Below are 23,227 nucleotides of genomic sequence, written 5' to 3' on the forward strand. Positions count from 1 at the left end.
ACCCCTGCGTACAAGCGATCTATTGCCCGCGCTGAACACGGAGGTATCGCCAAGCCTAGGTATCCGCATCAACCGGTATTGCGCATTCCGGCGGCGATGGCGTTGATGGAGCGCAGCAGCGGGTCGAGCCATTGTTCGCGGTCTTCCTGATTGGCAGGCGGGGTTTCCTCGCCGCGATAGCGTTCGAGCAGGGCAATTTGGACGTGGTTGAGCGGGTCGAGGTAGGCATTGCGACGAAACAGGGAGGTTTGTAGCTCGGGGGTTTCCTGCATCAACTCGTGCAGGCCAGCGATGTTCAGGACCTGTGTCAGGGTGCGCTGATACTCGTCCTGAATGCGGTTGAAGATGCCTTCGGCGGCGTTGTGATTCTGCGCCAGGCGCAGATATTCATGGGCGATGTGCATTTCGGCCTTGAACAGCGACATCTGCGTGTTGCTCAGCATGGCGCGAAAGAAGGGCCACTCGTGATACATCTTCTGCAGTTTAGCCAAGCGTTCAGGGTCGTTGCCGCGCCAGTTTTCGATGGCGGCGCCGATGCCGTACCAGGCGGGCAGGGTGTGGCGCGACTGCGCCCAGCCGAACACCCAGGGGATGGCGCGGATAGAGCCCAGTGAGCGGTCGGCCTTCTTGCGGTGTGAGGGCCGCGAGCCGATGTTCAATAACGCGATGGCATCGAGCGGGGTGACTTCGTAGAAGTAGTCCAGAAATCCAGGCGTGCCAGCGACCAGGTCGCGATAGGCTTGCTCGCCCTGGGCGGAGAGCTCGGACATGATGCCAAGATAGTCCTTGCGCACTTCGGGGATGGGCTCGACCAGACAGCGGCTGGCCTTAATCAGGCCGCTGATGCCGACGGTGAGCTCATAGAGCGCGGTTTCTGGGTTGGCGTAGCGGTAGGACAGCACCTCACCCTGTTCGGTGAACTTGATCTGGCCGTGCACAGTATCGGCTGGCTGCGCCAGGATGGCCTCGTGCGTGGGGCCGCCGCCACGGCCGATGGTGCCGCCGCGACCATGGAATAGCCGGCACATGATGCCGCGCTCGTCGGCGAGGTGAATGATTTTCTCCTGTGCCTCGTACAGTTGCCAGGCCGAGGACAGAATGCCGCCGTCCTTGCAGGAGTCCGAGTAGCCGAGCATGACCTCCTGCAGGTTGCTGGAGGCCTTGAGCAGTGCCGAGTAGGTCGGATCATCAAACAGGGTGCCCATGACCTGGTCGATGCGCTCGAGGTCGTCGATGGTCTCGAATAGCGGGGCGATCAGCAGGTCGCAGAACCAACCGTTGGGTGTCTTGCCAGCCAAACCCGCAAGGCGTGCGAGCAGCATGACTTCCATCACGTGACTGGCGCGATGGGTCATGGAGATGACATAGGCGCCGAAAGCTTCGGTGCTCACCTCGGCGCGCATGCGCGCGACGACTTCAAGCACCTCAAGCGTCTCGCGCGTCTCGGCGGTCAAGGTGCCTTTGTCGATCACGAAGGGATGCGGATGGGCGATGGCCTCGCCGAGTGCGACCAGCTTTTGCTCTTCGCTAAAGGCTTCGTAGAGGGGGGCACCGGGTTGGCGGGCAAACAGCTCGATGACGGCCTCGGTGTGGCGCGTGGATTCCTGACGGACATCGAGTTGCATCATGTGGAAGCCGAAGGTCTCGACCAGACGAATCAAGTCCTTGAGCCGGCCATCGGCGGCATTGGCGTCGCCCTGGCTGATCAGGGACTCGCGGATCAAATACAGGTCGTTCAGAAAGACGCGCGCGTCGGCATAACCCTCGGGCAGGTCAATGTCCTCGCCCTGCAGGCGGGCACGGACTCGCTTGAGATCGGCCTCCAGGCGATGGATGATGATGACCGCCTTGCGTCGATAGGGTTCATGCACATAGCGGCGCTGGCTTTGGCTCATGGTGTCGAGCCAGTAGTCCTCGTCATCGTCCAGGCTGTCGAGAAAGCGCTGCGAGGGTTGGGTCAGCGCGCTGGAATGGCTCAGCCGCCGGCTGAGGTCGGTCACTCGGGCGATGTATTCGGTCAACGCCAGCTCGCAGTGCATGCGCACGGCCAGCTCAGTGGTTTCCGGGCGCACGAAGGGGTTGCCGTCGCGGTCGCCGCCGATCCATGAACCGAAGCGGATGAAGCTCGGCACTCGCACGCCGCAGTCGGCGCCATAAACGCGCCGCGCCGCCCGCTCGAGATTGCGATACACCCGCGGGACGACGCCGAACAGTGATTCGCGGAAGAAATACAGACCTTGGCGGACCTCATCGGTCACCTTGGGCTTGTGCACCCGCACCTCATCGGTTTTCCACAGAATCTGAATCTCGTTCAGAATCTGTCCGAGCAGGTCTTGCTGTTCTTCCTGGTTGAGCCTCTGGCGATGCAGGTCGAGCGCAAGCAGAAAAATCCGCCGCTGGATTTCCAGCGTGGTGCGGCGCTTGGCCTCGGTCGGGTGCGCGGTGAAGACCGGGATGTATTGCAGGTGCTCGAGCAGACTCTGGAACTGGCCGGCGGAGATGCCATCCTCAGCCAGTTGGCGCATGCTCTGGTCGAATGAGCCGCTCCAGAACCGCCCACCCGCGCTGACCAGGGAGCGCCGTTGCAGATAGCCATTGACCTCTTCAGCCGTGTTCAGCAGGCTGAAGTAAATGGTGTAGGCTCGAATGACTTCCGCCAGCGTCTGCGGGTCGAGCCCGTCGATGCGCTTCATCAGCTTGTCGCGCAGTGTTGGGTCGTCTTCTCGGCGCAGCGCGAGAAAGCCGTCGCGCAGGCGCTCGACAATGACCAACACCCGCTTGCGGCTGTGCTCGCGCAGCACCTCGCCGAGCAGGGTGGTGAACAGCTCGATATCCCGGTCCACGCCAGGGACGGCTTCAGCAGCGACCTCCAGCGTTGTTGTCATCTCAGGCAAGGTCAACGCGATGCTCCTTTGGGTCCAAACCTCAAATATTGGATGGCAGCATACTACCCCGGGCCTGGTGCCGTGACAAAAGCACGCGTGCCTCCCGCGCGAGCAGAATTCGCATTCGGGGACTGTCCGAACAACGACGATTTCGATTAGAATCGACCGTCTATGGACCTAAACTTCCTCGAATTCGAACAACCGGTCGCCGAGCTCGCGGCCAAGATCGAAGAGCTGCGCCACGTCGGCGATGATGTTGAAATCAACATCGCCGAGGAGATCGAGCATCTCGAGACCAAAAAGCGCGAGCTGACCGAGCAGATTTTCGCCTCGCTCACGCCCTGGCAGATCTCCCAGCTCTCGCGGCATCCGCTGCGGCCGTATTTCCTCGACTATGTCAGCGGCATTTTCGATGACTTCGAGGAGCTGCATGGCGACCGTGCCTTCGCTGACGACAAGGCCATTGTCGGCGGGCTTGCGCGACTGGATGGGCGCGCGGTCATGTTGATCGGGCACCAGAAGGGGCGTGATACCAAAGAGAAGATCGTGCGCAACTTCGGCATGCCGCGGCCCGAGGGCTATCGCAAGGCGCTGCGACTGATGCACATGGCCGAGCGCTTTGGCCTGCCCATACTCACCTTCATCGACACCCCCGGCGCCTACCCTGGCGTGGGTGCGGAGGAGCGCGGCCAGAGCGAGGCTATCGCGCGGAATCTCCAGGAGATGTCGGCGCTCTCGGTACCCATTGTCGCCACCGTCACCGGGGAGGGTGGTTCCGGCGGCGCGCTCGCCATCGGCGTTGCAGACCGCCTGCTGATGCTGCAGTTCAGCACCTATTCGGTCATCTCTCCCGAGGGCTGTGCGTCCATTTTATGGAAGAGCGCGGAGAAGGCCCAGCTCGCGGCCGAGGCCATGGCCATCACCTCCGACAAGCTGAACGATCTCGGCCTCATCGATGAAGTGGTGCCCGAGCCGCTTGGCGGCGCCCATCGCGATACCGAGGCCATGACCGGCACCCTCAAGGCCACGCTGATTGCTGCGCTCGACGAACTTGACGCACTCGATGCCGGCCAGCTGCAGGCCCTGCGCTATGAACGGCTGCGCGGGTTCGGGCGTTTCAAGGCCTGATTCTTCCAATCCCAGCACCCCCAGGAGCGACTCCGGTGGCCCAAATGGCCCCTGGCGGCCCCTGGGCCGCGAATGGGGAAGCCCCTAATCTTCTGCCCGATGCGCTGCGCCTCAGTCTAGTCCGTCAGCCTGCCGCGCAGGTCTGGATCGCCCTGAGCGGCGGGCGCGATTCCTCCGCGCTCTTGCATGCGGCTGTGCAGGCGATAGAGGGTTTGGCAACTGCGAACCGCCCCGCACTGAGCGCAATCCACATCGACCACGGACTCCATGCCGACTCAAGTGCCTGGGCCGCGCACTGTCGCGCCTGCTGCGCCGCCTTGGGCGTGCCGCTTCAGGTGCGCTTGGTCGATGCCGCCGCGCGGCCTGGACAGAGTCCGGAAGAAGCCGCGCGCGCGGCGCGCTGGTCGGTGTGGGAGCCGCTGCTCGCGCCTGGCGAGCAACTGTGGCTCGCGCAGCATCAGGACGACCAGGCCGAAACCCTGCTGCTGGCGCTGCTGCGCGGCGCGGGGGTGACGGGGCTCGCAGGTATTGCGCGCATTCGTGCGCTGGGCGCGGGGCTAGCTGTGCGTCCGTGGCTCGACGTGACTGGCGCGCAGATTGCCACCTATGCGCGTGCGCAGCGGCTTCACTGGATTGAAGATCCGAGCAACCAGGACTCGGCTTTTGACCGCAACTATCTCCGCCATCGCGTTCTGCCGCTGCTGCGCTCGCGCTGGCCAGCGGCGTCCGCGACCATGGCACGCGCGGCCGACCATTGTGCCGAGGCGGAAGGACTGATTGCCACCGCCAGCGCCGGCTGGCTGGCCGAGGTACGGGGGCAAATGCCAGACACGCTCTCAGTGAGTGCGCTGCGCGCGCTGCCGCCAGAGCAATGCCGTGCTGTTCTGCGCCACTGGCTGGCGCAGCACGGATTTCGTCTGCCAAGCCGCCGCCGGCTCGAGCAGGTCAGCCGCAGCTTGCTCGCTGCTCGTGCTGACGCTAGCCCGCTGGTCGCCTGGTCTGGCTGCGAGTTGCGCCGTTATCGCGATGACCTTTTTGCGCTCGAGCCGCTGCCGCTGCCGCGAGTGGATGCTCTGCCATGGGATGCGCGCCAGCCGCAGGTGCTGGGCGGACGTCTCGGCGAGCTCAGCCTGCCCGCGCTCGGGGCGGCATCCAGGCGCGAGCTTGGCCAATTGGATGTGCGTTTCGGTGTGACCGGCATCAGCTGTCGCCCGCGCCCAGACGGGCCGAGGCGCAGGCTCAAAGCGCTATTTCAGCAGCAGGGTGTCCCTGCCTGGCTGCGCCCCTATGTGCCGCTGATCTTCGCCGGAGAACAGCTCTTGGCCGTCGCCGGTGTGATGCTGTGCGACACCAGACTGGTCGGGCTGCGCTGGCGCCACGCCTTGGGCGTGAATGCCGGGCTGACGGAAATTCTTGAGGATTCAAGCCGCGTCGCTAAGGATGCGGCGCTAGATCCGCCAGTTGCTGATTGATTGTCTCAGCGGCTTATTGCTGGCCGGTGATTGTGCGTTACTGATTGCTTGGGAGCTGATCGCTGGGCGTTGTTTCCTGAGTGTTAGGCTCAGTAAAGCAATCGCGAGAGCCGGCCGCGGGTCTTGGTGACCAGGGGGTGGTCGAGACCCAGCAGCTCAAATCCCATCAGGATGGCCTTGCGCGCGGCGTCGTCGCCGTAGTTGCGGTCTTTTTGCATCAGGGTGAGCAGGTGGTCGAACGCGGCCTCGTGGTTGCCGAGCAGGAACTGCCGCGCGGCGAGCTGGTACTTGGCCTGGCTGTTGTCATCATCGGCGGCAACCTGCTCTTCGAGCGTGGCCAGGTCCGGGGCACCGGCGAGCGCGCGGTCGAATAGCAGGTGGGCATGCAGAGCCTTCACCTCCGGGGAGTCGACCAGCTCGATCGGGGTATGCTCGAGCGCGGCCTCAAGCGCGTCTGGGTCGCCGCGGGCAGCTAGCAGCTCGGCGCGCGGGACGAACAGCTTCTGCGCGTCGGCGCCGAGTTGTTCGGCCTCAGCCAGCTTGGCTTCGGCGGCGTCGAACTCCTGTCTGGCCATGAGTGCGCGGGCGGTGGCGATGACCTCGTCGCCCTCGTTGGGGAGGTGGCGCTCAAGAAACTCGCGCACCTGCGCCTCGGGCAGGGCGCCCATGAATTGATCGATCGCGCGACCGTCTTTGAACAACTGGACCGTCGGCAGGCTGCGGATGCCAAACTGCATCGCCAGTGCTTGTTCTGCCTCGGTGTCTACTTTCGCGAGCAGGAACTGACCGCCATAGTCACTCGCCAGCTTGGCGAGCATGGGCATCAACTGTCGGCAGGGAGCGCACCAGTCCGCCCAAAAGTCCACCAGCACCGGGCGCTGATGGGAACTCTCGAGGACCACCGACTGAAAGGTCTCGGCAGTGACATTGATAACATGTGGTGAGTCAGCCATCGGATACCTTCTTAAACGCAGGCTTAAACGCAGGCAAGATTCAGAAACAGGTCTCCCTGCAACTGAAACAGCATAGAATTTCGCTCATTTTGGCGCCAGTTAGGGGTCAAAAACCGCAACCACATTGGCCAACGCGGTAAACTTATCAAGGTGGCCTTCTTTGGTCCAGGATTCAAGTCAGGTCGAATGGGAGTTATCAATGTCCGATGCAATTCACCTTGTCTGTCCCCACTGCGATTCCATTAACCGTGTTCCCACCAGTCGTCCGTTGCTGGAGGCGAATTGCGGCAAGTGCCACGATAAGCTATTTGAAGGCCGGCCGCTCGAGCTGACCGAGCAGACCTTCGATCGCCACGCCACGCGCAGCGGTATTCCGCTGGTGGTGGACTTTTGGGCGCCCTGGTGCGGCCCGTGCAAAATGATGGCGCCGGCCTTTGCCCAGGCCGCCAAACGCGTCGAGCCTCAGGCGCGCTTGGCCAAGGTTAACACCGAGATGGATCAGCGCTTGGCGATGCGCTATGGCATTCGCAGTATTCCGACCATGATCGTCTTCAAGCAGGGCCGCGAGCTCGCCCGCACCTCAGGTGCCATGGATGCGAACGGGATCGAGCGCTGGGTGAAGGGCGCGATCTAGCTCGCGTCGGTGCCCGCACCCGGCGGACATTCAGGCTCGCCGCCAGCCCCGAGCCAGAAGGTCATGCGCTTGTCGATAAACTCGTCCCAGCGCATGTAATGCGAGCCATCGCAGGAGAAATTCAGCGCCACCATGCCGTTCATGATGTTGAGCGAGCCAGAGCGCAGGTAAATGTTTTCATCCATGAAGCGCAATTCCCGCAGCCGGGCAAAGATTGCCGGCACCGCCTCGGGTGGGATAACCGCTTCCGCGGCGTAGTCGCGGCGCGGATAGGCCAGACAGGTCGAGGGGTTGCTCAAGGCATCGAAGTCGAGCACCCGGTAGCGGAACGGGTCATCGAACAACCAGATGGTGGCGCGCGAGCTGGAAAAGTGCAGCTTGCCGTGAAAGACCCCGTGCGCCAGGATCAGCTCGGCCATCAGGTCGAGTACCTCGGCGATGCAGCCATCCATCAAGCTGTCTGCGCGTTGCTGATAGAAGAGCGCACCGCGAATCGCGGGATCGCCCTTGAGCTGACGCCAAGCGTCGGGTTCCCGATGCAGCACCCGGGTCAGCGGCAGATCGCGCAAATCGAAGTCGGCACCGAGAAAGCCAAGCAACTCGTCATTTGCCGCATGCAGTCGGCGCACCGCCGTCAGCGACGGTCGCCGCTTGTTGCGGCTCAAGTAAGCCGGCGAGAGGGAAAAGGTCGCGCCAGCGAGTACTTCGCGCATATAAGGCCGCTCGCTGCGATCGCGCCCGTACTCATCAGGCAGCAGTCCCTCGCGCGAGGCATTGGCCGTGATCTGCCGCGCTCCCGCGTCGAGCAGGTAAAGATATTTGCAGTAGCGTAGCTCATCCAGGCTCGTGCTCAGCAGTTGTTCGAGCGCATCGCGGTCGCCCCAGCGCTCGCAAAACGGAGCCTCCAATCGCGCTAGAACCTCCGAGAGCTGCTGATGCAGCGCAAGGCGCTGGCTGGCAATGGCGGCTTGCAGGTCGTCGCTCATGGGCGCGTTCTCTTTGACTGGCTAAAAGTGGGCGTGGCAGGGCCGAAGTGAAGGATTGTACGCAAAAAAAGGCCGCTCATTGAGCGGCCGTTTTGACGCGCCAGTGCTTTGGATTATATGGGATACTGAGAGGCATTACAGGCTGGTGTCGGACGCCTTTGGTCCGGCCATCAGACACCGCTCTCCCTAACCCGGCAAAGCCGGTCAACCCCGACCCACCCGAGTCCGCCAATGCCTGACCTCGCGGCGACCGATCGGCCAACCTGCTGGATCATCGCCGGCCCCAATGGCGCGGGCAAGACCACTTTCGCGTTGCAGTACCTGCCCGAGGTCGCCGGTTGCCGTCGCTTCATCAACGCGGACCTGATTGCGGCAGGGCTGTCGCCCTTGGCCCCCGAGCGAGAGCTGGCGGCAGCGAGTCGGCTGTTCCTGAAGGAGATCAAGGCTCACATCGCAGCACGACAAGACTTTGGCTTCGAGACCACGCTAGCGGGGCGCGGCTACCTGCGCCTCATTCGCCGCCTACGGGCTGACGGCTGGTGGGTCGAGCTGATCTATTTGGTGCTGCCCAGCGTCGAGCTGTCCCGTCTGCGCGTCGCCGAGCGGGTGCGTCACGGCGGGCACGCTATCCCCGCCAAGGACATCGAGCGGCGTTTTCCCCGCAGTCTGCGTAATCTGCTGGACCATTACAGCATTGCAGTGAATGCCTGCCATTGCTATATCAATATCGGAGAGGAGCCGGAACTGGTGTTCGCGCAGCAGGGCGAAAATCGCAACATCGCACACCCAAACCACTACGAACACCTTATTAAAGAGGCATGACGATGAACATCACCCACGATCCTCCATCGTCTGAGTCCACGCGCACCTTGCAGGCCCTTCGCAAGGCGGTGCGGCAGAAACTCGAAGAAAAGCGGCGGTTAGGGCATTACTACGTCGTCTGGGAAGACGGTCGCCCTGTCTTCATCGGAGATGACGCGCCGGACGTGGCTGGAGCGAGCGATCGCGCCGCTCCGAGAATTCATGACGATGCTCCTAAGATTTGGGTCGGTGCTCCGAAGATTTGAGCGAATACTCCGAAGATTTGAGCGAGTGCTCCGAAGATTTGGCGCCGCTGCTCCGAGTATTTGCTGGAACCCTGGGCGCGGGGAAAACTGGCGCTATCATTGCCATTATGTTGTCCATACAGCGATTGCCAGCGGAGACGGCCATGGCCAATTTATTGGTACGCAACGTCGATGATGAGATCAGCCATGCATTGAAGGAACGCGCCAGCGCCCACGGAGTCAGCGCGGAAGCGGAGCATTGGCGGATTCCGGAAGAGGCCCTGCTACGACCGAAACGGCGCAGCTTCCTGCGCGTGCTCGCCGACATGCCGGATGTGGGACGCGACGAGGACTATGCGCGCATTCAAGACGGCATCGATCAGAGAGAGCTCGGGGGATGAGGCATGATTCAAGATCAACTGATTAACGAGATCAAACAGATACCGGGGTACAAACTGGCGGAACTGTACGATCTCATCCACTACTTTAGGCTCGGGTTGGCAAGCGAACAGCAAGAAACGCACGCGCAACGCCGGGTCGGTCTCGCCAAGGGACAGTTTCAGGTGCCCGCGAGCTTTTTCGATCCATTGCCAGATGAAATTTTGGAGGAGTTCGAGGGCGAGCAATGAGAATTTTGCTCGATACCTGCGCATTTCTTTGGCTGGCCAGCGATGCGCCGGACCTCAGCCAGACCGCGAGAAACGTCTTTCAGGATGTCGAGAACGAGGTGTTTCTGAGTAGCTTGTCGGCCTGGGAGGTCATGGTCAAGAATCGGCTGGGCAAGCTCCCATTACCGGAGCCGGCCGCGCAGTTCATTCAACGACAACGCAAAGATCATCTGATCAATACCTTGCCGCTGGACGAGCTTTCTGTGTGTCAGTTGGCAAATCTTCCGGATTATCATCGCGACCCATTCGACCGTATGCTGATTTGTCAGGCGATTGAGCATGACTTCACCATTATGACTCCAGACGAAGCGATTACCGATTATCCGGTCGCTACCCTTTGGTAATCTGAAGGGCGTCATGAGCGAATACACCGAGGTCGAACAACCCTTCCTGCACCAGTTGCAGACCCTCGGCTGGCAAATCATCGATCAGGGCGAGGGCATCCCGGCCGATCCGGCCAAGAGCCGGCGCCAGAGCTTCCGCCAGTGGATTTTGCCGGAGATGTTCGCCCGCTCCGTTTCGGCGATCAACACCAATGCTGACGGCGCGCCTTGGCTCAGGCCGCGTCAGATCCAGGACTTGCAAGACCAAATCCTGCGCCAACCGAATCGGACGCTCCTGGAGGCTAACGAGGCGATCCAGAAATTGCTGTTCAAGGCCCAGGTGGACGTGAACGAGGTCACCGGCGAGCTGGATCCGGTGTTGCGGCTGACCGACTTCGTGAATCCCGAGAACAACCACTTTCTGGCCATCAACTACCTAGCGCGGAAGGAGTGGTTGCGTAAGCATGGTGCCAGCTTAAACCTATAGAGGACGAATCAACGCAATGCAGTAAGCACGGCATGGCGGGGATGATTCTGTCTCCGTGGTTGGCGGACCAGATTGGGGCGTCCTTCAGGCTCAGGTCGGACGGGCGGGCAATAAAAAGCCCGCTAGAATGCGGGCTTCAGGATGGTGCTGGCTATTGTTAGGAATCGAATTGGTGGAGGCGGCGGGAATTGAACCCGCGTCCGCAAGCCCTCTGCCTTTGGTCCTACATGCTTAGTCCACTCTATTGTTTTTAACCTTCTGCCGCCCGAAGGACAGGGCGATCAGTCGGCGATCCCGAATTGGGTTTTAGCGGATCAGGTCCAGGCTCCCTGCGCCGCGATCCTGTGTGAAGTTACCCCACGAATCCACCGCCCACAGGCAAGAGATGGTGTGAGGCCCGCTGGGATTAAGCAGCGAGAGCGTAGTTGTCGTCGTTGGCAACTATAGATTTGCGGATAGTTTTACGAGGTCTTCCGCACCTCGGCATGCACCTCCGGTTTTGCGACCCACGTCGAAGCCATGTCGCCCCCATTGGTTCTCGGGTAGACAGGGTAAGGTTGGTTTGGTTCCCAGTGCAAGGATTTTGTTTGTCGATTGCCCAGCGTTGGCCGTTCGGCGTGTCGTCGCCATCAGCAGAACAGGAGGTGAATGCCGACTTGTTTCAGGCGTTCTGATTCTTCCTCAAGCTCCAGGCGAGTTAGCGGATGGTCGCCTAGCCAGCCGTCAGGGAAGCAGAGCGACAGTTCGGCCTTGTCGGCGCTTAGCACTGGGTTGGGTTTGGTTGTGGCTGAGCGGCCGCGGTGGATGAGCACTGCCAGGCGCAGCAGCACGCAGAGTCGGCGCGCGCAGTCCTGTTTGCTTTCGGGCAGGCTGGCAAAGTCTTCCTGCGGGACTTTGCGCCGATGGGCCAGTACTAGCATGGCCAGCACCGTCTGCTCCTGGCGGGTAAAGCCGGACAGGTCGGCATTGCGCAGCAGGTAGGCGCCGTGTTTTTGGTACTGACTGTGGGAGACGACCAGGCCTATCTCGTGCAGATGCGCGGCCCAGCCGAGCATTTCGCAATATTCCGGTCGGTTGAGCTTCCATTTGTCGCCAACCTGCTGGTAGAGCTTCAAGGCGGTTTGCTCGACCCGCAGAGCCTGCTCCATGTCGACATCGAAGCGCCGGCACAGGGTGGCGACGGTGCGCTCCCGCACATCCTCGTGCTGGATGCGGCCGATCAGCTCGTAGATCACGCCCTCGCGCAGCGCCTGGTTGGAGACCCGCATCTGGTCGATAGACAGGTTCTGAAAGAGCGCCCGCAGCACGGCCACGCCGCCGGCAAAAACGGGCCGGCGTCTGTCGCTCAGCCCTTTGAATTTGAGGTCCTCCACCTTGCCGCAATCGATCAGCGCCTCGCGCAGGCGGGTCAGGCCCTCGGCACAGATGCCCTCGGCGGACCAGCCTTCGCCCGCCAGCACCGAGGCGATGGCCTTGATGGTTCCGGAACTACCGGTGGCGGTTTGCCAGCTGGCGTTGCGAAACAGCTCGCGTACCGGGCGAATCTGAATGGCGGCAGCGAGCTCCGCGCGATCCATGGACTCAAGGCTGATGCGCCCGTCGGCAAAAAACCGTTGCGACATGCTCACGCAGCCCATGTGCAGACTCTCGCGCTGCAGCGGCGTGAAGCCATGTCCGACGATCAGCTCGGTACTGCCGCCGCCGATGTCGATCACCAGGCGCTTTTCGTCGCCGATGGCCAGACCATGGGCAACGCCGAGATAAATCAGGCGTGCTTCCTCGCGCCCGGCGATGACCTCGATCGGCTGGCCCAGTGCGGCCTCGGCGCGTTCCACAAAGTCGGAATTGGCGCGCAGTTGGCGCAGGGTATTGGTGCCCACCACGCGCACATTGGCGGGCTTGAACTCGCGCAGGCGCTGCCCGATGCGCTCCAGACAGGCCAGTGCGCGCTCGGCCACCTCGGGCCGCAGATCCTTGCGCGGCGTCAGCCCTTCGCCCAGGCGCACCATCTCCTTGTAGCGGTCGATGACCTTGAGGGTGCCGCCATCGCTGCGCGCGATCAGCAGGTGAAAGGAGTTCGAGCCCAGGTCCAGCGCGGCGAAAGTCTCGCCTGCAATCTCGCCGTTGGCGGAGAGGGCTGCAGGTGCGGGTGTTGGGGTGGCGACTGGTGCTGAGCCAGGGGGTGAGTCAGCGGTAGGCGCGGATACCTGATTCTGTGGCTGGGTGTCCGGTTCCATAAACTGGCCCAAAGCAATAGCGCATGTGCATTCAGTATAACCGCCAAGTGCGCCTGTTTGGTGCGCGAAATTGCATCAGAGGCGCGTGTCTGGCGTCGCGGTGCCGGCGAGCTTCACATCGCGCTGGCCGGCGGGTGCCCCGATGCCGGTCCCGAGCCAGTCTCGCGCGTCGCTGGCTGCACGGAAACCGGAATCGGCGCGCTCGCGTGCAGGTGAAGATCGCGCTGCGGGAAGGCGATGCCGATGCCGGCGGCGCGGAATTTGTCATCGATGGCCTGGTGCAACTCCGAGGTGACCGACAGCCGGTTGTCGAGTGCGCCAAGATAATAGCGCAGCACCAGGGTGAGAGAATTGTCGCCGAAGCCCTCGAAGGTGATAACGGGTGCCGGGTCTTCGAGTACCAGTGGGTTTTCGGCGGCGGCCTCGGCGAGCAGAGCCAGGGCCTTGCGGGTGTCGCAGCCATATTCGGCACCGACCACGATAGCCATGCGGTTGATGGTATCGGTCAGGCTCCAGTTGAGCAGTCGGCTGGTAATGAATTCCTTGTTCGGTACCAGCAGTTCTTGTTTGTCCCAGTTGCGGATGGTGGTCGCGCGGATCTGGATGCGGGTGACCTTTCCGGTGGTCTCGCCGACTGTGACCACATCGCCGACGCGGATCGGGCGTTCGAATAGGATGATCAAACCGCTGATGAAGTTCGCGACGATCTCCTGCAGCCCAAAGCCGATACCGACACTGAGCGCGGCAATCAGCCATTGCACTTGCGACCAAGAGAGCCCGAGGGTGCCAAACACCAGCAAGACGCCGAAGCCGGTGATGCCGTAGCCGGTCAAGGTCGTGATCGTGTAGCGCATGCCGGGGCTGATCTCGGTATGGCGCAGCAGAATGATCTCAAACAGCGCGGGCAGGTTGCGCGCGGCGACTGCGGCGGCGGCAACGATCAGCATCAGCATGCCGGCATCAGCCAGGGTGACCGGGACCAGGGTCTCGGCACCATCGACTGTGGTGCTGTAACTCCACAGAGTCACTTGGTCGAGAATGGTCAAGGCGGGCAGCACCTTGGACCAAATCAGCCACAGCCCAAGGGCCCCGGCAATGACGATCATGCTGTTGATCAGTTGCCGGGTTTGTTCGTCGAGCGCGGCAAGGTCGACAGGATTGTCCGGCGCTTTGTCACTGGTGGTGTCACTCGCCTGTTGGTTCGCGTCTGTCTCGTGGGTTGCGTGTTGCTCCAGTGCCGCCTTGAGTGCCAGGCCGCGGCGGGTGACGATCAGCCACCGCACGATGATCTGGTGCACGACCACTAGGGCGAGAATCATCCACAGCTCGCTGATCATTGCTTCGATCAGAATTGCGGCGGTGTAGAGGTAACCGGTCAGGGTCAGGCCGGCAAGAAACAGCGGTACCGCGACCAGCGCTCCGTACCACAGGTAGCGCAGACGGCTGAACCAGCTCTCTGGGTGGGCGCGCAGCTGGTCGGCAAAGACGCCGTTGCGTGAGTTGGTCAGGCGCACGGTGAAGGCGGTGAAGACGAGAATCAGCGCCAGCATGGACAGTCGCCCGAGAGTGCCGCTAAAGCTTGGGTCGGGATGCAGCACGAAGGTGGCGGCCACCAGGCCAAGAGGCGGCAGCACCACCGTGGCCCAGGTGAAGTTGCGCCGGATCAGCTGTAGAGTGGTGGTGCTCCAGCGGAAGTGTCGGTCAGCCAGGCCGCCGCGCAAACAGATTTGGTGAAAGGCACGCAGATAGTAGAGCCCGGCACCGACGCCGCCCAATCCCGCACCGATGGCCTTGCTGAATGGCGTGGCCGTGGCCGCGACTTCCAGCGATCGGCTGATCAGCGCGAGCAGCAGCGGCCAGGGCAGGGCCAGCAGCAGGGTCATCAGCAAGGCATCGAGGGTGTAGTGAAACCTGTCACTGCCAACCCGCCTGAGCGGTTCGCCATCGCGGCGAATGCGCCTTCTCAGCGCCGGACCATTCCAGATCAGCAGCAGAAATGTGGCCACGCCAAGCCACATCAGCGGGGAGCTTTTGAACTCCTGCAATAGCATGTCGGGCAATGGTTCCCAATTGTCCGGGGCGACCAGCCAGGCGAGCGCCTGGGGCAGGGCGGCGAAGGATTGCTCGGTCACCGGCACCACGCTGCGCACCCACAGCAGGCGTTGGCCGAGAAAGTCGCGGTATTCCTGTGTGACCCGGATCAGTGCCTGGGTGTCGTCGTCGAGCTCGGTGAGCCCGCGCAGATAGCTCTCTTCGGTGGCGATCAGTTTTCGCAGGAGCTCTTCGCGGCGCTTGAGTTGCTCGTCGAGATCGCGGCGAAGTTGGGACCGCTCCGCAGACGCGGCGCTGGCCATGGCTTCCTGCACGCGCGCGCTCAGGGCGTTGTCGTGGCGCATCAAGTCGCGGTAGCGCACCAGGTTGAGATTGGTTTCGGCAATCTCATCGGCGTAGTCGGAGCTCTGGGCGTGCAGGCTGCGTGGGTCCGGCAGGTTATAGAACTGGGTGACGAGACTTTGTCCGAGGGCGCGGCTGAGTCCGGTGGCTTCAAGTCGATGACGGGCGCTGCGGTAGTCTTCTTCGACGCGGTTGCGGTTGTTCTTAACCTGTGCCTGGGTTTCGTCGAAGCGGTCGAGCCGCACGGTCACCTCGCCGAGCGATGTGCTGAAATCAGTGTTCTCCAACGCCAGCTCGCGCACCAGCGGATGTGCGCCGGCGAGGCTCTGTTGCTCCGCCTCAATCTCGGTGGCCACCCGCTCGGCTTCGAGCCGGCGCATGCGGTCGGCCTGATTTTCCAGCTGCGCGCGCCGGGCGCGCAGTTGCTCGAGCTTCTCCTCGGCCAGCGCGAGTCGCGCGAGGTTGCGCTCAGTGCGCCCGCCGGCGCTCAAAATCTGCTGGTCAAGCATCAGCAGCTCCGCGCGCAAATTGGCGCGCCGGGTCTCGAGCACCCAGCGCTGTGCCTGCGCTTCAAGCGGAGTCAGACCGACGCCGGTGAAAGCGGCTAGCTCGGTGTTGACCAGACCCAGCGCCTCGTTGGCCTCCGTCAGGCGCTTGCGCGCGCGGCTGGGCTCTTGGGCGTTGGTTTCGACCACTTTGTTGAGCTCGGCGACAATGGTTTCGGTGGCGGCGATCTCGGCCAGTTCTTGGGCGAGCTGCTGCTCGACTTGTTCGAGCGTGGTGTCGGCGGGCAGGGCGCTGGGGTCGGTGTCCTTGCCCGCCTCTGTGCTTGCTGAGGCGGCTTGGGTCAGTTCCGCGCGGCGCTCTTGCAGCGCCTGGGTCTCGGCCGGCGCGTTCTCCAGAGCGAGGATATAGGTCTGCGCCTGGGCCTCGTGGACTTTGATCTCCTCCAGGTTGCTCAGCGCCTTGCGGTAGAGCTCGGTCAGACGCGCGGTCGCGGCCTCGCCGATGGTGCTGGTGGCTTCGACCTCCTGAATCTTGCTGTTGATCAGCTCCGGGGTCAGGGCAGGCTGCAGCTGGGACTGGGATTCGGGGTCGTTGTCGAGAGTAAAGAGCCGCGTCGCACTGGGCGAGGCGGGATCTTGTGCACTGGCAAGTCCGGGTAGCCAGCATAGGAGAACCAGCCCGATGACAACGAGCGGCCAGCCTGGTCGCCGCGTGATCTGTCCGTCCGGTCGCCGGGCCGGTTTATGCCCTCCGCAAGTGGCCTGCATCGCGCTGTCGGTCTTCAGCTGCGGCGGCCGGCGCAGTCGGTGTCGGTCTCGCCGATGGCCTCGATGCGCCGCCAGCGGCGCCCGTCGCGGCGCAGCAGTTCGCCGGCGGCACAGGGGCCCCAGCTGCCGGCTGCGTAGTTGGGGAAGTCGCGCGGTGGCAGCGCGTGCCAGACGTCCATCACCGACTGGACGATCTCCCAGCCCTTCTCGACTGTGTCGGCGTGCTTGAACAGGGTCGCATCGCCGTTCATGCAGTCGTAGATGAGCGTTTCATAGCCGGTGGCTGGCTTGTTGCCGAAGTAGTCTTCGTAGGAGAAGTTCATGTTCACAGTGCCGACCTGCATCCTGGGGCCGGGGATCTTGGCGCCGAAGCTCATCTGAATGCCTTCGTTCGGCTGGATGCGCAGCACCAGCATGTCGGGCTCGAGCTGTTCGACATCGGTGTCCTGGAACATCATGGTCGGTGCGCGTTTGAACTGAATCGCCACCTCGGTGTATTGCCCAGCCAGGCGCTTGCCGGTGCGCAGGTAAAAGGGCACGCCAGCCCAGCGCCAGTTGTCCATGGTGAGCTTGAGCGCGACGAAGGTTTCGGTGCGCGATTGCGGGTCGACATCGGGGGAGTTGCGATAGGGTGCCACCTGTTCACCACTGACGAGTGTGCCAGGGCCATACTGCCCGCGCACGGCATGGGTGAGCACCTGCTCGGGCGTCAGCGGCGTGATGGCGTCGAGCACCTTGTTGATTTCCTCGCGCACAGCCTCGGCCTCGAAGGAATTCGGTGGGTCCATGGCAAGAAAGCCGAGCAGCACTAACAGGTGATTGGGGATCATGTCGCGCAGGGCGCCGGCTTCTTCATAGTAGGCGCCGCGGTGCTCGACCCCGACCGACTCGGCCACCGTGATCTGGACATGGTCGATGTGATGGCGGTTCCAGAGCGGCTCGATAAAGCCGTTGGCGAAGCGGAACACCATGATGTTCTGGACGGTTTCTTTGCCCAGGTAGTGATCGATGCGGTAGATCTGCTCCTCGTCCATGTTGCGGTGCAGGGCGTCGTTCAGCGCGACGGCGGATTCCAGATCGCGGCCGAAGGGTTTTTCGATAATCAACCGGCGCCAGTCACCGTCGCTCTCGTGCAGCAGGCCGACTTCGCCTAAGCGATCGGTGATGGGGCCGAACAGGCTCGGCGGCACGGCCATGTAGAACAGGTAATTGCCCTCGGTCTCGCGCTCGGCGTCGATGCGGGTCAGGCGCTCGCACAGGTGCTCATAATCCTCGCCCTTGAGCATGTCAATTTGCATGTAGTGCAGCCGCCCGCGCAGCCGCTCCCACACATCCTGAGAGAACCCTGACCCGACGCTCTCGGCCATCTTCTCGCCGATGCGCTCGCGAAAGCGCTCGTCATCGAGCTCCAGGCGGTCGAGCCCCAACATCGCGAAGCTGTCCGGCAGCAGGCCGGCCGCGCACAGGTGGTAGAGCGCCGGCACCAGTTTGCGCCGGGTCAGATCACCGCCGGCACCGAAAATGATCATCACATTCGGCGTAGCAGGCGGTGCCTGCATGAAGTCGGTATGCGTCAGGGACATGGCGTGGGTTCTCCGGAGCTTAGTGGCGGGCGTGCGGCCATGGCCGCGAGGGGTCTTGGCCGCGCCGCCATTCTACTGGAGTGGCTGCTGTGGGAGTATCGTTTCCAGATCGAGCGTTGCGAGGAAAGTCTCCGCTGGCAGCGGCATGCCGAAATAGAAGCCTTGGTAAGCATCGCAATTTCGCGCGCGGAAGAACTGCAGCTGTTCGGCGGTTTCGACGCCTTCGGCGATAACGCTAACGCGCAAATGCCGGCACACTGACAGGATGGCCTCGACCAGGGCGGCATCATCGGCATCGGTGCAAACGTCCTGAACAAAGCTGCGGTCGACTTTCAGCTCGTCGATCGGGAGGCGCTTGAGATATGTGAGCGATGAGTAGCCGGTGCCGAAGTCGTCGATAGAAAAGCGCACGCCGAGCGCCTTGAGCTCCTGCATGGTGCGAATGGTCGAGGCGATATCCTCGATGACGACGCCTTCGGTCAGTTCCAGCGTCAAATCCGCGGGTGGAATTCCGGAGCTGTCCAAAACCTCCTTGACCTCGGCGACGAAATCGGCCTGGCGGAATTGACGCGGACTGACATTCACCGACATCCGCAGGCGGCGCCCCGCGGACTGCGCCCGCGCCAGGAAGCTGCACGCCTCATGCAAAGCCCAGCGGCCCATCGGCAGGATCAGCCCGGCGTCCTCGGCGACCGGAATAAACACCCCGGGTGAGATCATGCCCTTTTCTGCATGCGGCCAGCGCATCAGCGCCTCGACGCCGATCAGACGCCCGGTGGCGTCGACCTGCGGCTGATAGTAAAGCTGCAGCTCGCGTCTTTCGATGGCTTGGCGGAGCTCGCCTTCCAGATTAAAGCGCGCCTCGGCGGCATCCTGCATGGACGGCTCGAAGAAGCGGATGCAGTTGCGTCCGCTCTCCTTGGCCCGATAGAGCGCGGTGTCGGCCTCTCGCACCAGGTCTTGAACGCTGGCCTCGTGTCCGCGCATCAGGGTGATGCCGATGCTGACCTCCGAGCGCAGCTCCCCGGCCTTGAGCAGGTAGGGGGCGGCCAGGGCGTGGCGGATCTTCTCGGCAACGCGATGGGCAAAATGTGAGGCTTCTTCCGCGCCACTGGAGAGGTTGTTGAGCAGGATGACAAATTCGTCCCCGCCAAAGCGCGCGACCGTATCCTCGTCGCGCAGCAGCCGTTGCAAGCGCTCAGAGACGTGCTGCAGCAGGTGATCTCCCACCTCATGGCCGCGCGCGTCGTTGATCTGCTTGAAGCGGTCGAGATCGAGAAACAAGACCGCGCCGATATGCCCGGTGCGCTGAGCGGCGGCCTGGGCATTGGCGAGCCGATCGAGAAACAAGCGGCGATTGGGCAGGTCGGTCAGGGGGTCGAAGAAGGCAAGGCGGTGGATGAACGCCTCGCTGCGCTTGCGCTCGGTGATGTCGCGCACCACGGCGAGCAGGATGGGCGGTCGCGCATCGATGCGATTAAGATTGATCTCCACCCAGAGTGAGTTTCCGTTGGCGCGTCGGATCTGGGCTTCAAACTGTTGGGCGTGACCGCGCAACGTGGGCTTCCAGATGTCGCGCCAGGGCAACGTTTTAACCGGCAGCAGCCAGGTGTAAGCCCGTTGCGCGCGCAACTGTTCCAGTGTGCCGCCGAACAGGTCAAGACCGCGGCGATTGATATCCAGAATCCTGCTGCCGGCGAGATCCAGCACCACAATGGCGTCCTGAGCGCTTTCGAACAGCGCCTTGTAGTTGGCCTCTGAGCTTCGCAGCGCGGCCAGCGCGCGCTGGCGGCTGATTAAGCCCTCATAGATGCGAATAGCGGCTTCGGCAATAATGCGGTCGGCGGGCTCCAGAGGGTGCAGTCGTGCCGAGGCTTCGCGGCGAAAACCCAGCAGCAGGCTCCAGGGTGAGGGTGGGGCGCTCACCCACAGGCCGGTTTCCAGCCCGGTGTGGCGCAAAATCTCATGTTGCGCCGACAGCAATCCGTCCGCTGGCGCAGGTGCATTCGCCAGACTCAAACGCGTGCCTGGCTTGATGCCGACCGCCTGCATGATGCGATAGGCGGAAGCGTCGTCCTCCCGGCACATTAGCGCTGCGGCCTCGACGTGAAGTCGCTCGACGAGCAGCATCAATAACTGCTCGCCAAGGTGCGCGGCGAAGGTGTCTTCGTCCTCGGCTTCGCGCGCGAGGGCGTGAATCTGCTCGACCACCAGCGCCAATGTCCGATTGCGCTGGGCATCTCGGCGGGCCTGGACCAGCTCCTGCTGCAGGCGCAGCATGCGCGCGCCAAGCTCATCGCATTGAGTGCGATAGTAGGCGAGCGCGTCGGAAGCGGCGTTGGTATCCACCAGGGGCAGCTCAGTCGCGGTGGGTACAGAGCAGCAGGACGCCGGTCCAGTCGAGCGGACGTGCGCGTCCCAGGAAGGGGGCGATTTCGGTACCAGAATAGACCCCAAGAAACGGGCAGACGGCCCCGACGCGCTCGCGCACCGGCGTGGATTCATCTTCGTCGGCGCCGCTAAAGGGCAGGGAACGACCGGCGCAGTCGATGTAGAGCCCAAACGCGATCTCGCGCTCGGACAAGCTGGCCAGGATCGCATCGGTTTGCGTGCTGGCAGATTCGATCATGCGCGCGGGTTCGTAGCCCATGATCTGGATAAGCGAGCCGACTTGGAAATCCGCCTCGAACAGGATCAGCGATTCCTCCTCGGGGTCGACGGCGACGACCAGACGATTGACGTACTGGTCTTCATTGAAGGGGGCGTAGAGATCGCCATGCTTCTCGCCTAAGGTGATGAAGGGCAACGGCTGGCGCGCGAGCAATTCCTCCCGCGACACCTGCAGGCGTTCCTCGGCCACCCGCAGCGCCGGCCGGCCCTGGATGCCGCGCACCCGGTCGCCTTGAATGTCCGTGATTTCAAGAAAATCGCTGGCCGGCAGGCAGCCGTGCATGATGGTGGTGTGGCCAATCAGCGCAGCTGGGAGAACCGCGGCCACCGCAGCATGACGCGCGGTGTCCTGGCCGTCGAACAGATAGCTGTCGAGCATATCGAAACTACCCAGCATGCCGGCACCGACGATCAGCGGTGGATGCTCGCCCAGGGCCTGGTGGAGACCGTCGAGCAGACGGCTGCCAATGTGCAGGACCGGCGGCGGTGCGCTCTTGACCGAATCGTAAAACAGCAGCACCACGCGCTCGGCCGCCAGATTCAGCGCACGCAGTTGCTCGCCCAACTGCCGCCCGGCGGCGACCTCATCCTCGTCAAGCCCCTGAACGCGCAGAATTGCGCTGGGCGCCAGGGACTGCGCAAATAAAAGCACGCCGCACTCATAACCGCTGGTTTGGGCGCCGCTGGCGGAAATAATGCCGGTCCCGCTGCCACCGACCACCGGCAGTGGCCCGAGCTCAGCGCGAAAGCCTTCCAAGACGGCTTGCGGGTCGTGCAGTCCGCCCGCGAAAGCGATCAGCCACCCCGGCGCCTGTTGCGGGCCGAGTTGCTCACGCGCCTGGTGGGCTGCCATCCGTGCCGCTGTCAACGCATCTGGATGGCGGCTGTGACCTGCGCCGACCGAGGGCTTGGCATGGTTGGGCATCATGGCATCTCGAATAAAGCGCCGGTTTATCGAGTCAGGCTGATCATCAGCTCTGGGGCTTTTCGTGATGCCCGCCGAACTGATAGCGCATCGCCGAGAGCAGCTGGTTGGCGAAATCCCCCTCGCCGCGCGAGCTGAAGCGCTCGAACAAGGCTGCTGTCAGCACCGGGGCCGGCGCACCGGACTCGATGGCGGCGATGCTGGTCCAGCGGCCTTCCCCGGAGTCCGACACCCGTCCGCCGAAGTTGCTCAAGTTGGCATCGTCCGCCAGCGCATTGGCGGTTAGGTCAAGCAGCCAGGAGGCGACCACGCTGCCACGGCGCCAGACTTCGGCCACCTGCGCGACATCAATGTCGTATTGGTAAAACTCCGGATTCGACAGCGGTGCGGTCTCGGCATCGGTGGCATGGTCGGCGCGCCCAGCACCGGCATGCTTGAGAATGTTAAAGCCCTCGGCATAGGCCGCCATCAGCCCGTACTCGATGCCGTTGTGCACCATCTTGACGAAATGCCCGGCACCGCTCGGCCCGCAGTGCAGATACCCCTGCTCGGCGCGGCTTGGCGCGCCGTCCCGCCCCGCGGTGCGCTCGATCTCGCCCGCGCCCGGTGCCAGGGCGGCAAAGATGGGATCGAGCCGCTCGACCGCGTTCGTATCGCCGCCGATCATCAGGCAATAGCCGCGTTCCAGCCCCCAGACGCCACCACTGGTGCCGCAATCTAGGAAATGTACATCGCGCTCGGCCAGGCGTTTGCTGTGGCGGATATCGTCTTGGTAAAAGGAGTTGCCGCCATCGATCAGCACGTCATCGGCGGCCAGATGCGGCTCGAGTTGGGTGATGACCGAATCAACCACCGCCGCCGGCACCATGATCCAGATCGCCCGCGGAGCAATCAGCTTGGCGCAGAAATCCGCCAGATCGCTGGCCCCAGTGGCCCCTTGCCCGGCCAGCGCCTGAACCGCGTCAGGATTGTTGTCGAACACCACGCACTCATGGCCAGCGTGCATCAACCGTTGCACCATGTTTGCGCCCATGCGACCAAGGCCGATCATTCCGAGTTGCATCTGAATCCTCCAGGCATTTCAACGCCTGTTGTGGTTGTAAGGGACTGGCACGGTAGCAAGTTGGACCCTTGTGCTGTCTGCTGGCTTGCTTTATGGCGGCTGATTCGGACAATACGAGCCTGCGAGGCGAGAAATTCGCGCATGAATGGCTGCAAACAGGAGACAATTGCCATGGCAAATGAAGGTTATCATGAACCCATCACCGAGTTGAGTGCCGAGACCCGGGACATGCATCGGGCGATACAATCGCTGATGGAAGAGCTGGAGGCGGTCGATTGGTACAACCAGCGCGTCGATGCCTGCCAGGACAAAGAGCTTGCGGCCATCCTGGCGCACAACCGCGATGAAGAAAAAGAACATGCGGCCATGTTGCTTGAGTGGGTCCGGCGCCGGGACAGCAAGTTCGACGGTGAGTTGAAGGATTATTTGTTCACCGACAAGGCCATTGCGCATCAGTGAGCAACCAGCGCATCACTGATCAACAGCGTCGCGTGCTCGC

The 23,227-nt window shown here is 62.8% G+C and carries 19 protein-coding genes and 1 other RNA gene; 10 read left to right on the forward strand and 10 right to left on the reverse strand.

All coding sequences use genetic code 11. The features are described from left to right. Window positions 1-68: 68 nt before the first annotated feature. Entirely contained in the window at window positions 69-2,885 is a 2,817-nt protein-coding gene (gene ppc, locus Thiosp_RS07970) for a phosphoenolpyruvate carboxylase (protein ID WP_201064274.1), read from the reverse strand. Between the two features lie 171 nt (window positions 2,886-3,056). Here ppc and Thiosp_RS07975 point away from each other — a divergent pair, with 171 nt between their 5' ends. Both Thiosp_RS07975 and tilS read left to right on the forward strand, forming a co-directional pair. Beyond that, complete coding sequence (locus Thiosp_RS07975; protein WP_201064275.1) at window positions 3,057-4,013, forward strand: acetyl-CoA carboxylase carboxyltransferase subunit alpha; 957 nt, start codon at window positions 3,057-3,059, stop codon at window positions 4,011-4,013. A 44-nt stretch (window positions 4,014-4,057) separates the two neighbouring features. Next, window positions 4,058-5,485 (forward strand): tRNA lysidine(34) synthetase TilS, encoded by a 1,428-nt coding sequence (tilS, locus tag Thiosp_RS07980; RefSeq protein WP_201064357.1) that lies wholly within the window; start codon window positions 4,058-4,060, stop codon window positions 5,483-5,485. Window positions 5,486-5,574: 89 nt separating this feature from the next. Here the strand turns inward: tilS and trxA are convergent, their stop codons facing one another. Further along, window positions 5,575-6,438: a thioredoxin gene (trxA, locus tag Thiosp_RS07985; RefSeq protein ID WP_201064276.1), complete on the reverse strand. Its 864-nt coding sequence runs from the start codon at window positions 6,436-6,438 to the stop codon at window positions 5,575-5,577. Window positions 6,439-6,637: 199 nt separating this feature from the next. On the opposite strand from trxA, the gene trxC reads away from it, so the two are divergent. After that, on the forward strand, window positions 6,638-7,072 hold the full coding sequence (gene trxC / locus Thiosp_RS07990) for a thioredoxin TrxC (protein WP_201064279.1): 435 nt from the start codon (window positions 6,638-6,640) through the stop codon (window positions 7,070-7,072). Here the strand turns inward: trxC and Thiosp_RS07995 are convergent. After that, complete coding sequence (locus Thiosp_RS07995) at window positions 7,069-8,058, reverse strand: PDC sensor domain-containing protein (RefSeq protein WP_201064281.1); 990 nt, start codon at window positions 8,056-8,058, stop codon at window positions 7,069-7,071. The two genes, trxC and Thiosp_RS07995, sit on opposite strands and share 4 nt — an antisense overlap. A 231-nt stretch (window positions 8,059-8,289) precedes the next feature. Between Thiosp_RS07995 and Thiosp_RS08000 the strand changes: the two genes are divergently transcribed. Genes Thiosp_RS08000 through Thiosp_RS08025 form a run of 6 tightly spaced genes read left to right on the forward strand, consistent with a single transcriptional unit; the run spans window position 8,290 to window position 10,582 of the window. After that, entirely contained in the window at window positions 8,290-8,880 is a 591-nt protein-coding gene (locus Thiosp_RS08000; RefSeq protein WP_201064283.1) for a zeta toxin family protein, read from the forward strand. Window positions 8,881-8,882: 2 nt separating this feature from the next. Continuing rightward, a complete protein-coding gene (locus tag Thiosp_RS08005) occupies window positions 8,883-9,125 on the forward strand; it encodes a hypothetical protein (protein ID WP_201064286.1) in 243 nt (80 codons plus the stop codon). After that, window positions 9,122-9,505 (forward strand): FitA-like ribbon-helix-helix domain-containing protein, encoded by a 384-nt coding sequence (locus Thiosp_RS08010; RefSeq protein WP_242518327.1) that lies wholly within the window; start codon window positions 9,122-9,124, stop codon window positions 9,503-9,505. Before Thiosp_RS08005 ends, Thiosp_RS08010 begins: the two co-directional genes overlap by 4 nt. A 3-nt stretch (window positions 9,506-9,508) precedes the next feature. Beyond that, window positions 9,509-9,733, forward strand: a complete 225-nt coding sequence (locus Thiosp_RS08015) for a hypothetical protein (RefSeq protein ID WP_201064290.1) — start codon at window positions 9,509-9,511, stop codon at window positions 9,731-9,733. Then, window positions 9,730-10,116, forward strand: a complete 387-nt coding sequence (locus Thiosp_RS08020; protein WP_201064291.1) for a type II toxin-antitoxin system VapC family toxin — start codon at window positions 9,730-9,732, stop codon at window positions 10,114-10,116. Before Thiosp_RS08015 ends, Thiosp_RS08020 begins: the two co-directional genes overlap by 4 nt. A gap of 13 nt (window positions 10,117-10,129) precedes the next feature. Then, window positions 10,130-10,582 (forward strand): type I restriction endonuclease, encoded by a 453-nt coding sequence (locus tag Thiosp_RS08025; RefSeq protein WP_201064293.1) that lies wholly within the window; start codon window positions 10,130-10,132, stop codon window positions 10,580-10,582. Window positions 10,583-10,752: 170 nt separating this feature from the next. Here Thiosp_RS08025 and ssrA read toward each other — a convergent pair. The 7 genes from ssrA to gnd all read right to left on the reverse strand — a co-directional run bounded on the left by ssrA (window position 10,753) and on the right by gnd (window position 22,728). Beyond that, window positions 10,753-11,112, reverse strand: a transfer-messenger RNA (tmRNA) gene (gene ssrA, locus Thiosp_RS08030). Between the two features lie 99 nt (window positions 11,113-11,211). Continuing rightward, window positions 11,212-12,819, reverse strand: coding sequence for an exopolyphosphatase (ppx, locus tag Thiosp_RS08035; RefSeq protein ID WP_201064294.1), 1,608 nt, complete (start codon window positions 12,817-12,819; stop codon window positions 11,212-11,214). A gap of 113 nt (window positions 12,820-12,932) precedes the next feature. Beyond that, window positions 12,933-16,487: a mechanosensitive ion channel domain-containing protein gene (locus tag Thiosp_RS08040; RefSeq protein WP_201064296.1), complete on the reverse strand. Its 3,555-nt coding sequence runs from the start codon at window positions 16,485-16,487 to the stop codon at window positions 12,933-12,935. Window positions 16,488-16,501: 14 nt separating this feature from the next. Continuing rightward, a complete protein-coding gene (gene zwf, locus Thiosp_RS08045) occupies window positions 16,502-18,070 on the reverse strand; it encodes a glucose-6-phosphate dehydrogenase (RefSeq protein WP_201064297.1) in 1,569 nt (522 codons plus the stop codon). Window positions 18,071-18,142: 72 nt separating this feature from the next. After that, a complete protein-coding gene (locus tag Thiosp_RS08050; protein WP_201064298.1) occupies window positions 18,143-20,419 on the reverse strand; it encodes an EAL domain-containing protein in 2,277 nt (758 codons plus the stop codon). A 10-nt stretch (window positions 20,420-20,429) separates the two neighbouring features. After that, complete coding sequence (locus Thiosp_RS08055) at window positions 20,430-21,668, reverse strand: FIST signal transduction protein (RefSeq protein WP_201064304.1); 1,239 nt, start codon at window positions 21,666-21,668, stop codon at window positions 20,430-20,432. 43 nt (window positions 21,669-21,711) lie between these two features. Beyond that, the gene (gnd, locus tag Thiosp_RS08060; RefSeq protein WP_201064306.1) at window positions 21,712-22,728 is read right to left on the reverse strand and encodes a phosphogluconate dehydrogenase (NAD(+)-dependent, decarboxylating); all 1,017 of its coding nucleotides are present in this window, start codon (window positions 22,726-22,728) and stop codon (window positions 21,712-21,714) included. Window positions 22,729-22,899: 171 nt separating this feature from the next. Between gnd and Thiosp_RS08065 the strand changes: the two genes are divergently transcribed. Then, window positions 22,900-23,187: an encapsulin-associated ferritin-like protein gene (locus tag Thiosp_RS08065; RefSeq protein WP_201064312.1), complete on the forward strand. Its 288-nt coding sequence runs from the start codon at window positions 22,900-22,902 to the stop codon at window positions 23,185-23,187. The last annotated feature ends 40 nt before the right edge of the window (window positions 23,188-23,227 follow it).

Origin of the sequence: Thiorhodovibrio litoralis, assembly GCF_033954455.1 — a bacterium.
Taxonomy (GTDB): Bacteria; Pseudomonadota; Gammaproteobacteria; order Chromatiales; family Chromatiaceae; genus Thiorhodovibrio; species Thiorhodovibrio litoralis.